This window comes from Enterobacter sp. Sphag1F (assembly GCF_014193275.1).
GTDB lineage: Bacteria > Pseudomonadota > Gammaproteobacteria > Enterobacterales > Enterobacteriaceae > Pantoea > Pantoea symbiotica.
The window spans coordinates 58,863-73,017 of record NZ_JACHZD010000007.1 but is presented as its reverse complement, the minus strand read 5'-3'; the positions used below and the strand labels follow the sequence as shown (position 1 = coordinate 73,017).

The window sequence follows — 14,155 nt, the reverse complement described above, 5'->3', positions numbered from 1 at the left end:
TGAAGTGAAAATGAATAATCTGTCCACCATGATGCGAGAGATTAGTGGATATCTCACCCCGACGATTATCGATTCTGCGCAACACTGTTCACGCCGTTTATTGGCCGCACTTCCCGACGCCGCGCACCCGGAAAATAACCGCGTGCTGCTGGCCTACGGCGGCGGCAAAGACAGCAGCTATATGGTGGCGTACGTGCGCTACATTCAGGGGCTGATCTGGCAGCAGCACGGCAGCACCTTTCAGCTGCGCATCAGCACCAACCGTCATGCGGCGATGAACGACAGCGTGATGGAGAATATCGATCGCGTATACCGCGCGCTGCACATCCTCGATGATGACTTTACCGAATGTCTGGTCACCGACGGCCTGCAAATCCGTCACTTCGATCGCCATTTACCGATGCCCGATAGCGTGCGCCAGCAAAATCGCAACGATGTGCTGATGAATGGCCACCGCTTCCGCGCCGATGCGCGCTCTACCTTTTGTAACGCCTGCAATCTCAGCATGGTGAACTCGTTTGGCCTGGCAGCGCATTACGACGGTGGCGTTGATGTGATCATCACCGGCGATTCGCCGCAGGAACAAACCGCTTATCTGGCGTGGGCGCGCCATCTTTCGCGGCTGTTTGATGCGCCGGTGGCGGATAAATCGCGCGGCTTTAGCGGCTTCCTGCAGACGCTGGATGGCGTGGCCGAGCGCTATTTCGCCGATATCTACGGTGCCGATCAGGTGACGCCCGCGCACCGCATTACCTGGCAGCTGGAACGCGATCCGCTGTTCTTCAACATCTATCAAGACACCGCGTATGAAGCCGGTGCGCACTGGGCGCTGCTGACCGAATTTATGCATTTCCGCTTTGATGAACTGATGTTCAGCTTCTCCGAATCGGACTGCGGTAATCCGACGTTAATGGCACATATTCGCGGTCTGCGAGCGGAGACGCTGTTGCAGCGCAGCTACGCCGAAGGCATTCGCGAATATGTGCGCTTTGCGCTCGGGCTGATGGTGAAAAAGGATTTCCCGCCGCAGCTGATCGATGAGATGGCGGCACGCTATCAGGACGATGAGGCGATTAAGCGCGCCCGCCAGCGCGCCGCGCAGTTCGCCGAACAAGCATTTGGCCTCAATGAAACCCAACTGGTTTGCATGATCTATTCGCCGTTTATCGCCGAAGGCCATCAGCTGAAAAGCTGGTTGCAGCAGTTGGTCGATGCGCCGGACGAAGCGGCGGTGCGCGCCCTGCTGTGCGGCGAAAGCGACGATCTGTTGCTGGCGCAGCAGCTGGAGCAACTTTCTGGTTTGACCGTGGCGCAGATGCGTCACTGCTGGCGCAGCGCGCAGGTGAGTTCACTGCTGGACGATCAGCGCGGCGATGCGCTTTCGCGCGTGCTGCGTTTTGACCCGCACAAAGCAGTGATTCAGGTGAATAACGGTGTCATGCAAGACGTCGTCACTGAAGTGATCTCCGGGCGTTAACCCGGTAAGGCAACGCGATGAGAAAGATTTTCCTGCAGATTGGCGCCACCCGCGACGGACAAAATCCTTACTGCGCGGTGGCCAAACGCGAGGGCTACTTTACCGTGCTGGCGGAGATGGGCGATTTCGTCGATTACCAATCGCTGAGCATTCCGTTGCCGTTCGATCTGATTGTGCGGCTCGATCGCCCGGAAAATCCGTGGGATGTGCTGCAAGCCTGTTTGCACGCCGGGTTGATGGAACATCCTCACGTGGTGCTGGCGGGCTTTGAAGCCTACAACGCCAGCGCCGGCCGCGTGCGCGAACTGCTGGCTGGGCCCGACGCCGGTGTGAGCTTTATTCCGCCGGATAAGTACGCGCAGCGCATGGCGTTACGTAAAGCCTGGCAGCGCTTTCCGCAACCGGAGTTTCGCTTTTTTGCCTCGCCGCTCAGCATCCGCGATGCACGTGAAGCGCTGCTCTATCCCTGCGTGATCAAGCCGGTTGATGGCGGCGGCGGCCTTGGCATCTGGTTGGTGAAAGAGGCCAGCCAGCTTGATGCGGTGATTGGCAAGCTGGTCGATACCATGAATTACGGCGGACGCGGCTTCAGTGGATTTATCGTTGAGAGCTGGCTGGCGGGCGACGAGTATTCGCTGCAAGGCGTGGTGGCGAACGGCCACGCCGTGGCGCTGACCTGCTGCCAAAAGGTGATCGAACACCATAGCGATGCCGATGGCTGCGTCAGTTTTTACGAATCCGGTCATGTGGCGGTCGCGGCGCAACAGTTGCCCGCCAGCTTTACCAGCCTGATGAGCTTCTGCTGCGAAACCTTCGGCTATCGTCAGGGCGCGTTTCATATCGACTTTATTTTGGTCAACGGCGAACCGCACTTCCTCGAAATGGGCTTCCGCCTTTCCGGCATGGGCGTGGTGAATTTGGTGCAGGAAGTTACCGGCATCAACTGGGCAGAAGTGGCGTTTCACATCGAAGCCGGTCACGGCATGCCGCCGCTGCATTTCCCGCCGCAGCCGCAGGCGGTGGGCCGCGTGCGTTTGCGTCAGCGCCTGCAGTATGACGCGGCTGAACGCTGGATCGAACAGCATCAACGCGGTCAGCTGTTGCCACCGCTCAATCTGCCCGCGCTGGCGGTTTCGCCGCGCTCTTCGCTGTATGCCGATTTAACCCGCCACGCCGGCATTCTCGCCACCTTCCGCCTCGCAGCCACCAGCCGCGACGAGATTCTGGCGGTGTTCCATCAGATTCTTGAGGTCTCATCGCTCACCACACGGAGAGATTTACTATGTGCAGAATGATTGTGGCGCACGGCCAATTTGATGCCGCTGCGGTGCTGGACGCCGCGCGTGCCATGAGCTGCGGTGAAACCGCCACGCACGAAGGTCCGATTAAACAGCATCCCAACGGTTGGGGCTGTTTATGGCTGGAACAAGGGCACATTCGCACGCTGCACGGCACCGGCACTTTCGCCGATGCGCTGCCGACCATTGATGTTGATCGCCTGCGCGGCCGCTTTCTGGCGGTGCATGTACGCCACGCCACGCTGAGCAAAAATCACGGTATCGAATTTTCCCATCCGCTGTGGCGCACCAGCGGCGCAACGCAGTGGTACATGATGCATAACGGTTTTTTGCCCACCGTCTATCAGCAATTGGGCATGGCGGAGTCGCGTTTTGATTCCGCTGAGTATCTGGAATATGTAGTGGATCGCGCCACGCCCGCCGATTTCACCCGCGATTATCTGCACGACAAGATGGCGCAGGTCGCGCCGGGCGGCAGTTCGGCCAACGCCATTTTTGTCACGCGCGATAAAGCCTGGGCGTGGCAATGGCATCCCGACGATACGCCCTATCCCAACTATTTCACGCTGCACCGCTTACAGAACAACAACACCACTTTCATCTCTTCTGAACCTATTTCAGCACTGGGCACGGCGTCTGAATGGCGTCGTATGAGTAACCATGAACTTCATGAATTTCCTATTGGGGAGTGATCAACATGGCGATTTTCAATCAGATCCGCGTTATTCATCCGAACATGTTTGTGGAAAGCACCTGGCTGGATGACATCGTCACAGCGCGCGTGCCGTTGCTGGTGTTACGTAACTTCCTCACGCCGGACGTGCGCGCAGCGGTGGTAGATGATTTGCAGCAGTGTCGCGAACAGGTGCGGGTGTCGCACTACCCGAACGGCGCGCTGACCACGCTTGGCCCTTATCTGGCGAAGCACACCGCAGCGCCGGAAAACTACTTCACCGAACTGCGCGATATCCAGCCCGCGCTGCCGCCGTCGCTGCACTGCCTGCGCGATCAGATCTACAACTGGGTTAAGCACGCGCTGCGCCTGGAAAGCCTGCAAACCGCTAACGAACCTGAACTGGGCGATTACGCCGGTTCGATTGTGCGCTTCCACGCTAACGGCGTCGCCAATCCCCTGCATAACGACAACATCGTGCGCGATGCCGCTGGCAGCGGATTGGCGGTGACCCACATCCTGCATCAACTCAGCTGCGTGGTCTGTTTGCAGGAGTGCAACGCCGGCGGCGAGCTGCGCATCTTCAATAAGAAGTGGCAGCCGGTGGATGAGTACTACAAAACGCCGGGCGAGCTTGGTTATCAAACCGGCGTTATTGAGCACAGCGAGGTGTGCGAGTTCTCACCGCGCAGTGGCGATATCTATCTGTTTAACCCTGCGTTTTATCACGAAATTGATCGCGTGGAAGGCGACACGCGCATCACCATGGGCTTCTTCTTTGGCCTGACCGACAAAAAAATGAAACACGCCATCGCCTGGAGTTAACGCCAGGTTTTCGACGAGGAGACGAGCATGAATACCTATGAAAAAGTAGCGGCCCTGCTGGATCAGCATCAGGCGCGTTATCGCGTGGTGGAGCATGAAGCCATCGGCCAGACCGACCTGATTAGCGAGATTCGCGGTAACGATCTCAATCAGGCGGCCAAAGCGATGGTGCTGGAAGTGACGATGCCGGATGGCGCGGATGCGCGCTATCTGCTGGCGATTGTGCCGGGCGACTGCAAGATCAACTTCAAAAGCGCCGCACGCGCCATTGGCGGCAAGAAGTCGAGTTTTGCTGCGCCAGAGAAAGCGCAGGAGTTAACTCAGTGCGTGATGGGCGCGGTGCCGCCGTTTAGTTTTGATGACCGGCTGGCGCTGCGCGTCGATGCGCGCCTGCGCGACGTCGGCACGCTGTGGTTCAACGCCGGCGCACTGGATCGCTCCATTGCTTTACAGGTGGATGATTTCTTTAAGATTGTCGGTGAAGAATGTTGTGCCGAGATCGCGACACCGGTAACGGCAACTGCCTGATTACGGCAGGAAGGAATGAGTATGTCAGTTAAAGATATGTTGTTGGCCCTGCTGGTTGTGGTGGCGTGGGGCGTGAATTTTGTGGTGATTAAGCTGGGCCTGCAGGACATGCCGCCCTTCTTGCTGGCGGGATTGCGTTTTAGCCTGGTGGCGTTTCCGGCGATCTTGTTTGTGAAGCGTCCGGCGATTCCGCTGCGCTGGCTGATCGTTTATGGCGTGACCATCAGCTTTGGCCAGTTCGCCTTTCTGTTCCTTGCCATCAAACTGGGCATGCCGGCAGGATTGGCGTCGCTGGTGTTACAGGCGCAGGCCTTTTTCACCTTGCTGTTGGGCGCGCTGTTCCTGGCGGAGAAGCTGCGCTGGAATCACATCGCCGGCATTTTAGTGGCGACGCTCGGCATGTTTATGCTGGCGACCGCAGGCATGGAAGGCCAAACCACCGCGGGCATTACGCTCACTACCATGATGCTGACGCTGGCTGCGGCGCTGTCGTGGGGGCTCGGCAATATCACCAACAAAATCATTTTGCGTAACCGCAAAGTGCCGGTGATGTCGCTGGTGGTGTGGAGTGCGCTGGTGCCGATAGTGCCGTTTTTTGCCTGCTCGTGGCTGTTCGATGGCGAAGCGGCGATTGTGACCAGCCTGCTGCACATCTCGCTGCAAACGGTGTTGGCGCTGATCTATCTCGCCTTTATCGCCACCATTGTCGGCTATGCGATTTGGGGTAACTTGCTGAGTCGCTATGAAACCTGGCGCGTGGCTCCGTTGTCGCTGTTGGTGCCGGTGGTGGGCATTCTCAGCGCGGCGCTGATTCTCGGTGAAACCTTGTCGATTCAACAGATGATTGGGGTTTCAGTGATCATCCTCGGCCTGCTGGTGAATGTGTTTGGCGGCATGGTCAGTCAGCGATTATTGGTGCGCACCTAAACAAAAACGCCGCTTTTCAGCGGCGTTTTTTTTCAACTCACATCCTGATTACAGGATTTCGATACGACGCGGTTTCGCCTCTTCCGGGACGATGCGTACTAAATCGATGCTCAGCAGACCATTTTCCAGACGCGCATCGCGCACGGTGATGTGATCGGCCAGCTGGAATTTGCGCTCGAAGTTGCGCTCGGCGATGCCCTGATACAGGTACTTACGCTCCGGCTGCTCTTCAGGATGCGCACCGCGCACCACCAGCACGTTGTCATGCGAGGTGATATCTAACTCGCTCTGGGCAAAGCCCGCCACGGCAATGGTGATACGGTAAAAATTCTCATCCACCAGCTCAACGTTATACGGAGGATAGCCACCATTGGCCTGGTTTTGGTTGGACTCAAGCAGGTTAAACAGGCGATCAAAACCAATGGCAGAACGATAAAGTGGAGAGAGATCAAAATTACGCATAATAAGACTCCTGATATTCAGCAAGTTTAGGCAACCTTCCACCATGGACAGGTTGGGCAGTCCGTTGTTGTCCCTTCCGGCAACAGCAACAAGACCGTTCCTTAAAAGTGGGTGCAGCCTGGTCGCTTTCAAGGGCTGATGCGTATTTTTTTACAGCAATTCTGACGATATGACATACACTCAGGGGACGATTCGCCTGAGAATCAAGACGCGGCCATAGAGCTTTGCTTAACGTCAGGTGACACACTCCAGCCAGGGCCATGCCATGACTGAAGGGATGATGATGATGAATATGATGAAACGCTTTCCGCTCACAGCTGTGCTGGTTTGCAGTACCTTCGTTACTTCGGGCTGCTCCAGCGTTATGTCTCACACCGGCGCCAGTCAGGGCTACTATCCCGGCACGCGCGCCAGTGCAGAGATGATCACTGACGACAACACCAGCTGGGCGATCAAGCCGCTGGCGCTGATCGATCTCCCGTTCTCAGCGGTAATGGATACCGTGTTGCTGCCGTGGGATTACTTCCGTTCTGACGACGATAAAAGTAAGGATTCCATCCACGAGCGCGTGATGCAGAGCGAAAAAATGGCTGGCACGCAATCCAGCCTGGCGACCGCGGCTGCTATGCCCGCGCAGCCGCACTAACGTAAAACAGCTGCCGCCAGCCGTCTACTTCCCGCATATAAGCGATCTTTTCTCCATCCGGCGACCAAACCACCGCATCACCGGATGGCGCCTGATCGCTACGTGGCGTCAAGCGCGTACATTTCCCCGTCGCCATCTCACAGCGCATCACACTGTTATCACAGATAAAGCTTATCGCGCCGCCTTGTGGATGCCAGCTAAACGCCGACTGAATGCTGCTCGCTAACTGCGTCACCTGACGCGGCTGACCGCCATTGGGTGAAACCGTCCACAGCTGAATCACGCCCTGATCGTCCGCCAGCAAAAAGGCGATGGCGCTGCCATCCGCTGAGGCGCGCAGCCAGTGACGCGGCTGCAGTGCCAGGCCGTTGGTGTGCGTGATGCGGCGCTGCTGCACGCCAGCTGGCGGCGCAGGCAATTTATCCGCCGTGCCCTGCAAGGGCGATGCGCCAGCTTTGGCGTAATCGGCTAATGCGGCGGGTAGATCCACCACGAACACTTCCGGCACTTTGTCGCCGTTCACGGCGCGCGTATCGCCGATAAAGGCGATGGCCCAGCGCTGCCAACTGCCATCCGCTTTCTGATAGCCTTGATTCCCGATCCAGCACTCTTCATAGGCGCGATCGATCTGGTCGCTGCCCGGCTGTGGATCGCGCTGCGTCTGGCTGACCAACACGCAATAATGGCTGCCCTCATATTCACGCGGATGCTGTTTGGGCGGACACACCGGATGAAGCGGCACGGCCACGCCGACGTTGCGCAGGTCATCGCCGGCATCTTTTTCATGCATCACATGATCGTTGTAGGTAAAACTCAGGCGCGAACCGTCCGGGCTGAAGACGTGGACATGCGAGCCACCGCGCAGCGCGCCGGGCGTGTAAGGCGCGGTGATGTCACAGGCGTCGAGGTTCTCGGCGATGCCTTGCTGCACGATCACGCCACGTCGGTGATGAAAATCGTAGCGCCAGTGCGCATCCGGATGTTCCGGGCCATGAATACAGACGTAACGCGATGGCAGATCCGGACTGACGGTGACCACGCCAACGTGCGCGCCATCGCGTGCCTGATACAGCACCTCAACGGCGACGCTTGCCACGTTGACGCGCTCGATGGTCAGGCTGGTAAAAGAGGCGCCGGAAGGTCGCACATCAAATGCCAGCCACTGGCTGTCGCCGGTCCAGACGTTGATGTTGGTGAGTTGATGATGACGCGCGGCAAAGGTGATTTGTTGTTCTGACATTAGGCAACCTTCCATCTAACAGTTGCCGGATAAATTACGTGATTTGGCGGGGCGATGCGAATAAACCGGGTTGCGGTTACAGTGCGGTTATTGGCAAGGTCGCCATGAATGGCGACCCTACGGGGTGTATTAACCTACGCGTTTTACATCACCGACTAACAGGATATAAGACAGTGCACCGATCAGCGCCACCGCCGAGATATACACTAGCGCTGGTGCAAAGCCGTAATCCTGCGCCAGATAGCCCACCACCAGCGGCACGGTGATGCCGCCCAGGCCGCCAACAAAGTTGAACATGCCGCCGGTCAAACCAATCAGACGCACCGGTGCCAGCGAAGAGACCAGCGACCAGGTGATTGAGGCGAAACCGTTGCCGAAGAAAGCGATCGCCATCAGCGTCATAATCCAGATTGGATCATTGGTGTAGTTCGCGCCCATGATGCAGGTGGAAATCAGCAGGCCGCAGATGATTGGCGTTTTGCGCGCAAAACCGAGCGAACGACCGCTGCGCACCAGACGATCGGCGACGATGCCCGACAGAATCACGCCAACGAATGCCGCGAGGAATGGCACGGTGGTCATGAAGCCAGCGGTAAGTGCCGCGATATGTTTTTCCTGCGTCAGATAGTTCGGGAACCAGGTCAGGAAGAACCACAGCGTGGATGTCACGGCGAACTGACCAAGATAGACGCCGCACAGCTTGCGGTGGAACACCAGTTTCCAGTCGGCGGCGGTGAGTTTGGTGCGGGTTTTCTTTTCGCTCGGCGCATCGCCATCCACCATCGCGCCGCCTTCACGGATGTATTCCAGCTCGGCTTTATTAATGCCTTTGCTCTGGCTCGGCGCCTGATAGAACTTGATCCAGATAAACGACCAGATGATGCCGATGCCGCCGGTAATAATGAACACCCAATGCCAGCTCAGCAGTTCCTGAATCCAGATCAGCAGTGGCGTGAGGAACGCCAGGCCGACAAACTGACCGGACGTGTAGAAGCCGACGGCGGAAGCGCGCTCCTGCTCGGGGAACCAGCTGGTTACCAGGCGATTATTGGTAGGGAAAGCCGGCGCTTCAAATATGCCGGTAATCGCACGCAGACCAATTAACGATAATAATCCGCTGGCGAAACCCTGTAATAAGGTCGCAACCGACCAGCCAAAGATGGCAATAAAATAGGTTAAGCGTGAACCCACGCGATCGAGGAACCAGCCGCCGGGAATCTGGCACAGCGTATATAACCAGGCAAAGGCTGAGAATACATAACCCATTTGCGCTTTGGTAATACCGAACTCTTCCTGAATATGCGCGGACGCGACGGCTAAATTAGCGCGATCGACATAACAAATGACCACCGTAATAAATATCATCAGCAGCGTGATATAACGACGGCGCGTCGGTTTGGCCTGAACAGCAGAGAGATCCATGGTGTTTCTCCGTAATCGTTTTTGCCGTTTAGGCGCGACAGAGCACGCCCCGGCAAATGTAGGGTAGCGATATCAAAGGTAAAACCGCATTAGCGGTAAATAAGCTGTGCCGGGAAACAGGCTGAGCGAAACCCTATGCCCTATTTCACCGGCATATAATTATCGAGATTTAATAAAATTTAATACGTATTAATTACCACTCGGCGACAGAACCATCCGGGAATCTCCATAAGGGATTACGCCAGTCAGGGGCATTTTTACTGCGTTCGATCACTAACTCTTCATTAATTTCCACGCCGAGGCCCGGTTTATTTAATGGATAGAAATGACCGTCATCCATTTTAAAATCGTCTTTATTGATCACGTAATCGAGCAATTCAGCGCCCTGATTATAGTGAATCCCCATGCTCTGTTCCTGGAACACCGCATTGCGTGAGACGAAGTCAACGTGCAGGCACGCGGCCAGCGCGATTGGGCCCAGCGGACAGTGTGGAGCCAGCGCCACATCGTAAGATTCGGCCATCGCAGCAATTTTGTAGCACTCGGTGATGCCGCCCGCGTGTGACAGATCCGGTTGCAGAATCGCCAATCCACCCGCTTCCAGCACGCGTTTGAACTCGAAGCGCGAGAACATGCGTTCGCCAGCGGCGATGGGAATGTGAGTTTGCGCTGCCAGACGCGGATAATATTCCGCCTGCTCCGCCAGCACTGGCTCTTCAATAAACAGCGGGCGATAGGGTTCCAGCTCTTTGATCAGTACTTTTGCCATTGGCGCGCTAACGCGGCCGTGGAAATCGAGGCCAAACTCAATCTCTTTGCCAAAGGCTTCACGGATCTGCGCCACGGTATTCACCGCGTCATCGACTTTGCGCGCGTTATCGATAATGCCCATCTCTTCGCAGCCGTTGAGTTTGAAGGTATCAAAACCGATGGTGCGCAGTTTCTTGATGCCATCAATCACATCGGCCGGACGATCGCCGCCTACCCAGCTGTAGGCTTTGATGCTGTCGCGTACTAAACCGCCAAGCAGTTGATATACCGGCACGCCGAGCGCTTTGCCTTTGATATCCCACAATGCCTGATCGATACCGGCGATGGCGCTCATCAGAATCGGACCGCCGCGATAGAAGCCGCCGCGATACATCACCTGCCATAAATCGTTGATGCGCGCCGGATCCTGACCAATCAGGTATTCCGACAGCTCATGTACCGCCGCTTCCACGCTGCGCGCGCGGCCTTCAATCACCGGTTCGCCCCAGCCGACAATGCCTTCGTCAGTTTCAATTTTCAGGAACATCCAGCGCGGCGGCAGGCGATAAGTGGTCAGTTTGGTAATTTTCATCGTACAGCGTCCTTATATGCAGCAATAAATGCGCGAGCCTGTTCCACAGTGCGTGACAGCGGTTGGCCGGCGCGATAGAGATCGCTGCCCAGGCCCGCGCCGATGCAGCCTGCGGCCATAAATTCATGCAGGTTTTCCGGCGTCACGCCGCCCACGGCAAACACCGGCACTTCCGGCGGCAGCACCGCTTTCAGCGCTTTGATGTAGCCCGGACCAAAAGCTGACGACGGGAAAATTTTCAGCGCCTGCGCACCTGCCTGTAAGGCGGTGAACGCTTCGGTCGCGGTGGCGCAACCGGCGGCGACGATCATCCCTTTGGCGACCGCCTGACGGATTACCGCAACATCGGTGTTTGGCGTGACGACTAATTTGCTGTTCAGCGTTGCCAGCTCATCGACCTGCGCCGGATTCAGCACCGTACCCGCGCCAATCAGCGCTTTATCGCCGAAGGTCTTCACCATCGCGCCGATGCTTTTCGCCCACTCCGGCGAGTTAAGTGGGATTTCAATCGCATCGAAACCCGCTTCAATCAGTGCGCCAACGTGCGCTTCGGCTTCATCCGGCGTGATGCCGCGCAAAATGGCGATCAGCGGGACTTTAGTTTGCCAGGACATTCGCAATACTCCTTATTCCGTGCTGGAAAGCACGATCGCCTTCCAGCGTGACTGAATCCATGCCGATAAACTGCAGCGCCTGCTGATAACGTTGCGCCAGCGCGCTACCGGCAATAATGGTGATCGGTCGGCTTGTGGCGTTGGCCTGTTGCGTCATCAGCGCCACTTCGTGACCAATCAGCAAGCCTGAAAGAAAGTCACTGATATGGCGGCGATCGCGTGCGCCGAGCACGTGAGAAGCGCGGACTTCAAACAGGCGCGAGAGAATCGAAGCATCGTTGCTGCCGACTTGCACGCCTTCGCGAAAAGCTGCCGCGTTCTCTTGCTGCTCGGGTAAACCCGCGCCAATCAGCGACTGTTTCAGCAGCAGATGATGCAGTTCACCGGTCATCACGGTGCGGAAATCCAGCACGCGATCCTGTTCCATCTTCACCCATTTGGCGTGCGTGCCTGGCATCACGTAGAGCGGCGCAGGTTGCAGTTCTAACGCGCCGAGCAGCTGCGTCTCTTCACCGCGCATAACGTTGCAGTTGTCAGCACGTTCGACACTCAATCCCGGCACGATCCACGCTTTATCCTCAACGCGCGTCAGGCGGCTAGCGATTTCGCCCAGCGCCACCGGACAGGAGAGATACGGCACCGACAGCCAGCCGGCATTGCTGCCCACCATGCCCGCCATCACCACCGGCACGTCGTTGACTGGCCAACCGGCAGTGATGCTGGCAAACACTTCCGCTGGCGTACGGTCGCCCAGGCGCGTGACGCCGGCTTCCGAACGACGCTCATCGATGCAAACGTCGTCCTGATAATGCCAGGCGCGCAGGTTGGTTGAGCCCCAATCAATCGCAATATAGCGGGTCACATAATCTCCTTGAGTCGCGCCGTGGAGCTGGCAATCATCGCTTTCGCCGCCTGCTCAGCAGCATCGCCATCCTGATGACGAATGGCATCGAACAGCGCTTTGTGTTCGGCGAGCGTGCGCGGCATGTTGCCTTCGTCCGCCATGTAGGTTTGCGCGAACACCGCTTTTTGCAGCTGGCTGATCGCCACGTTGAGCTGCTGCAGCACCGGATTGTGTACCGAATTCAGCACCGCTTCGTGATAGCGGATATCCGCTTCATTGAAGGCATCACGATTGAGGTGGTTAGCAACCATGTCGTTGTATGCCAGTTCAATCGCAGCCAGATCGCTTGAGGTGGCGCGTTCGGCTGACCAGCGCGCAATCTGCGGCTCGACCAGCACACGTACTTCGTTCATGGCGGCAATCAGACGCGGGTCCTGATCGTGCGCCAGCGCCCACTGCAATACGTCGCTATCGAGATAGTTCCAGTGATTGCGCGGCGTGACGAACGCGCCGCGATAGCGCTTCATCTCCATCAAACGTTTCGCCATCAGCGAGCGAAATACTTCGCGGATGATGTTGCGCGAGGTGCCGAAGCGCTCACACAGCTCAGCTTCGGCGGGTAACGCCGCGCCCGGTACAAATTTGCCGGCCACAATTTCTTCACCCAGCGTCAGGATGATGCGCTCTGTTTTGCTTAATTGTTCTTGTGTCATGATGTTCCATTCAATGAAAGGCAGTTACGCATCAGATTACTGCTTTCGCGTAGCGAAGCCTAACCGCCGCCCTGACCTGCGCCGCCGATTGTAGTACCATTAAGTTAAGCTGTACTACAATCTGGATCACAAAATAGACAATGCATGTGCGATGATGTAATAAGGTCGCCATGAATGGCGACCCTACAGTGGCTTGGTGAAGTTTGTAGGGTCGCCATTTATGGCGACCAAAAAACAGCGTGAGGAGAATAAGAAGGGTTTACAGCACCAGCTCTTCAATGGCGTGCGCTACGCCGTCTTCCATATTGGTTTTGGTAATGAACTGCGCGATTTTCTTCACCGAATCAATGGCATTGCCCATTGCTACGCCGGTTCCGGCATACTCAATCATTGCCAGATCATTTTCCTGATCGCCAATTGCCATCACTTCTTCGCGCGCCAGGCCGAGCTTCTCCGCCAGCATTTTCACGCCTTGACCTTTATTCACGCGGGAATCGAGGATTTCGAGGTAGTAAGGCGCGCTTTTGAGAATGGTGTAGTTGTCGCGTGCCTGCTGCGGCAAGCGCTGAATGGCAGAATCCAGCAGATCGGGCTTATCGATCATCATCAGCTTAGGGAAACGCGTGGCGCGATCCATCTCTTCCACGGAACGATAGCGCACTGGAATACCGGTCAGGCTCGCTTCGTGGATGGTGAATTCGCTGATGTCTTTGTTCGGCGTATAGAGGAAGGATTTGTCGAAGGCCTGGAAGTGGACGCCAAGGTCGCGCGCCAGCTGTTCGATATATAAATAGTCATCAAAACCCAGCGTGATTTCCGCGACGCACTCGCCATCATTAGCGCGATGCACCAGCGCACCGTTGTAGCTGATGCAGTATTGGCCTTCATCAACCAGATTCAGCTCCATTAAATAGCGCTGAATGCCGACGAAAGGACGGCCGGTAGTGAGCACCACCATCACACCTTTTTTATGTGCGCGCTCAATGGCCGATTTAACTGCAGGCGTGATCTCGTGCTGCGGATTGAGCAGCGTGCCGTCCATATCGATTGCAACCAGTTTTATAGCCATAACGTCCTCGTTGAGTCAGGGTTTTGATCAATGCTAGCGCGATTCAGCTCACATTGACCAGTTTCGCACCCGACT

15 protein-coding genes are annotated in these 14,155 nt (G+C 56.7%); 7 read left to right on the top strand and 8 right to left on the bottom strand.

Annotated elements, in window-relative coordinates; genetic code table 11:
* The first annotated feature begins 10 nt into the window (after nt 1-10).
* The 6 genes from FHW71_RS19995 to FHW71_RS19970 are packed head-to-tail and all read left to right on the top strand — an operon-like array spanning nt 11 to nt 5,728.
* Nucleotides 11-1,477 (top strand): hypothetical protein, encoded by a 1,467-nt coding sequence (locus FHW71_RS19995; protein WP_179452904.1) that lies wholly within the window; start codon nt 11-13, stop codon nt 1,475-1,477.
* A gap of 17 nt (nt 1,478-1,494) precedes the next feature.
* Nucleotides 1,495-2,772: an ATP-grasp domain-containing protein gene (locus FHW71_RS19990; protein WP_179452905.1), complete on the top strand. Its 1,278-nt coding sequence runs from the start codon at nt 1,495-1,497 to the stop codon at nt 2,770-2,772.
* On the top strand, nt 2,760-3,467 hold the full coding sequence (locus FHW71_RS19985; RefSeq protein ID WP_179452906.1) for a class II glutamine amidotransferase: 708 nt from the start codon (nt 2,760-2,762) through the stop codon (nt 3,465-3,467). Before FHW71_RS19990 ends, FHW71_RS19985 begins: the two co-directional genes overlap by 13 nt.
* Before the next feature lie 5 nt (nt 3,468-3,472).
* Nucleotides 3,473-4,273: a 2OG-Fe(II) oxygenase gene (locus tag FHW71_RS19980; RefSeq protein ID WP_154156943.1), complete on the top strand. Its 801-nt coding sequence runs from the start codon at nt 3,473-3,475 to the stop codon at nt 4,271-4,273.
* A 27-nt stretch (nt 4,274-4,300) separates the two neighbouring features.
* Nucleotides 4,301-4,801 carry a YbaK/EbsC family protein gene (locus FHW71_RS19975; RefSeq protein ID WP_179452907.1) on the top strand — a complete coding sequence of 167 codons (501 nt, stop codon included), beginning with the start codon at nt 4,301-4,303 and terminating at the stop codon, nt 4,799-4,801.
* A gap of 21 nt (nt 4,802-4,822) precedes the next feature.
* A complete protein-coding gene (locus FHW71_RS19970; RefSeq protein WP_179452908.1) occupies nt 4,823-5,728 on the top strand; it encodes an EamA family transporter in 906 nt (301 codons plus the stop codon).
* Between the two features lie 48 nt (nt 5,729-5,776).
* On the opposite strand, the gene ibpA is transcribed toward FHW71_RS19970, so the two are convergent.
* Nucleotides 5,777-6,190, bottom strand: coding sequence for a small heat shock chaperone IbpA (gene ibpA, locus FHW71_RS19965; RefSeq protein WP_008105285.1), 414 nt, complete (start codon nt 6,188-6,190; stop codon nt 5,777-5,779).
* 286 nt (nt 6,191-6,476) lie between these two features.
* On the opposite strand from ibpA, the gene FHW71_RS19960 reads away from it, so the two are divergent.
* Complete coding sequence (locus tag FHW71_RS19960) at nt 6,477-6,836, top strand: YceK/YidQ family lipoprotein (protein WP_061720068.1); 360 nt, start codon at nt 6,477-6,479, stop codon at nt 6,834-6,836.
* On the opposite strand, the gene FHW71_RS19955 is transcribed toward FHW71_RS19960, so the two are convergent.
* From FHW71_RS19955 to yidA, 7 genes are all read right to left on the bottom strand, one after another.
* Nucleotides 6,814-8,076 (bottom strand): DUF3748 domain-containing protein, encoded by a 1,263-nt coding sequence (locus FHW71_RS19955; protein ID WP_179452909.1) that lies wholly within the window; start codon nt 8,074-8,076, stop codon nt 6,814-6,816. The genes FHW71_RS19960 and FHW71_RS19955 overlap by 23 nt on opposite strands.
* 129 nt (nt 8,077-8,205) lie before the next feature.
* A complete protein-coding gene (locus tag FHW71_RS19950; protein ID WP_154156947.1) occupies nt 8,206-9,498 on the bottom strand; it encodes an MFS transporter in 1,293 nt (430 codons plus the stop codon).
* Nucleotides 9,499-9,691: 193 nt separating this feature from the next.
* Nucleotides 9,692-10,840 (bottom strand): galactonate dehydratase, encoded by a 1,149-nt coding sequence (dgoD, locus tag FHW71_RS19945; RefSeq protein ID WP_007893527.1) that lies wholly within the window; start codon nt 10,838-10,840, stop codon nt 9,692-9,694.
* The gene (locus FHW71_RS19940; RefSeq protein ID WP_008105289.1) at nt 10,837-11,454 is read right to left on the bottom strand and encodes a 2-dehydro-3-deoxy-6-phosphogalactonate aldolase; all 618 of its coding nucleotides are present in this window, start codon (nt 11,452-11,454) and stop codon (nt 10,837-10,839) included. Before FHW71_RS19940 ends, dgoD begins: the two co-directional genes overlap by 4 nt.
* Entirely contained in the window at nt 11,438-12,316 is an 879-nt protein-coding gene (locus tag FHW71_RS19935; protein WP_179452910.1) for a 2-dehydro-3-deoxygalactonokinase, read from the bottom strand. Before FHW71_RS19935 ends, FHW71_RS19940 begins: the two co-directional genes overlap by 17 nt.
* On the bottom strand, nt 12,313-13,011 hold the full coding sequence (locus tag FHW71_RS19930) for a FadR/GntR family transcriptional regulator (protein ID WP_101763893.1): 699 nt from the start codon (nt 13,009-13,011) through the stop codon (nt 12,313-12,315). Before FHW71_RS19930 ends, FHW71_RS19935 begins: the two co-directional genes overlap by 4 nt.
* Nucleotides 13,012-13,270: 259 nt before the next feature.
* Nucleotides 13,271-14,080: a sugar-phosphatase gene (gene yidA, locus FHW71_RS19925; protein WP_008105292.1), complete on the bottom strand. Its 810-nt coding sequence runs from the start codon at nt 14,078-14,080 to the stop codon at nt 13,271-13,273.
* Between the last annotated feature and the right edge of the window lie 75 nt (nt 14,081-14,155).

Excerpts from the sequence above, each read along its gene's own strand:
- FHW71_RS19975 (WP_179452907.1), top strand. The coding sequence starts at position 4,301 with ATGAATACCTATGAAAAAGTAGCGGCCCTGCTGGATCAGCATCAGGCG.
- FHW71_RS19980 (WP_154156943.1), top strand. The coding sequence starts at position 3,473 with ATGGCGATTTTCAATCAGATCCGCGTTATTCATCCGAACATGTTTGTG.
- FHW71_RS19930 (WP_101763893.1), bottom strand. The coding sequence starts at position 13,011 with ATGACACAAGAACAATTAAGCAAAACAGAGCGCATCATCCTGACGCTG.
- FHW71_RS19995 (WP_179452904.1), top strand. The coding sequence starts at position 11 with ATGAATAATCTGTCCACCATGATGCGAGAGATTAGTGGATATCTCACC.
- FHW71_RS19955 (WP_179452909.1), bottom strand. The coding sequence starts at position 8,076 with ATGTCAGAACAACAAATCACCTTTGCCGCGCGTCATCATCAACTCACC.
- FHW71_RS19990 (WP_179452905.1), top strand. The coding sequence starts at position 1,495 with ATGAGAAAGATTTTCCTGCAGATTGGCGCCACCCGCGACGGACAAAAT.
- ibpA (WP_008105285.1), bottom strand. The coding sequence starts at position 6,190 with ATGCGTAATTTTGATCTCTCTCCACTTTATCGTTCTGCCATTGGTTTT.
- FHW71_RS19960 (WP_061720068.1), top strand. The coding sequence starts at position 6,477 with ATGAATATGATGAAACGCTTTCCGCTCACAGCTGTGCTGGTTTGCAGT.
- FHW71_RS19985 (WP_179452906.1), top strand. The coding sequence starts at position 2,760 with ATGTGCAGAATGATTGTGGCGCACGGCCAATTTGATGCCGCTGCGGTG.
- FHW71_RS19940 (WP_008105289.1), bottom strand. The coding sequence starts at position 11,454 with ATGTCCTGGCAAACTAAAGTCCCGCTGATCGCCATTTTGCGCGGCATC.
- dgoD (WP_007893527.1), bottom strand. The coding sequence starts at position 10,840 with ATGAAAATTACCAAACTGACCACTTATCGCCTGCCGCCGCGCTGGATG.
- FHW71_RS19950 (WP_154156947.1), bottom strand. The coding sequence starts at position 9,498 with ATGGATCTCTCTGCTGTTCAGGCCAAACCGACGCGCCGTCGTTATATC.
- yidA (WP_008105292.1), bottom strand. The coding sequence starts at position 14,080 with ATGGCTATAAAACTGGTTGCAATCGATATGGACGGCACGCTGCTCAAT.
- FHW71_RS19970 (WP_179452908.1), top strand. The coding sequence starts at position 4,823 with ATGTCAGTTAAAGATATGTTGTTGGCCCTGCTGGTTGTGGTGGCGTGG.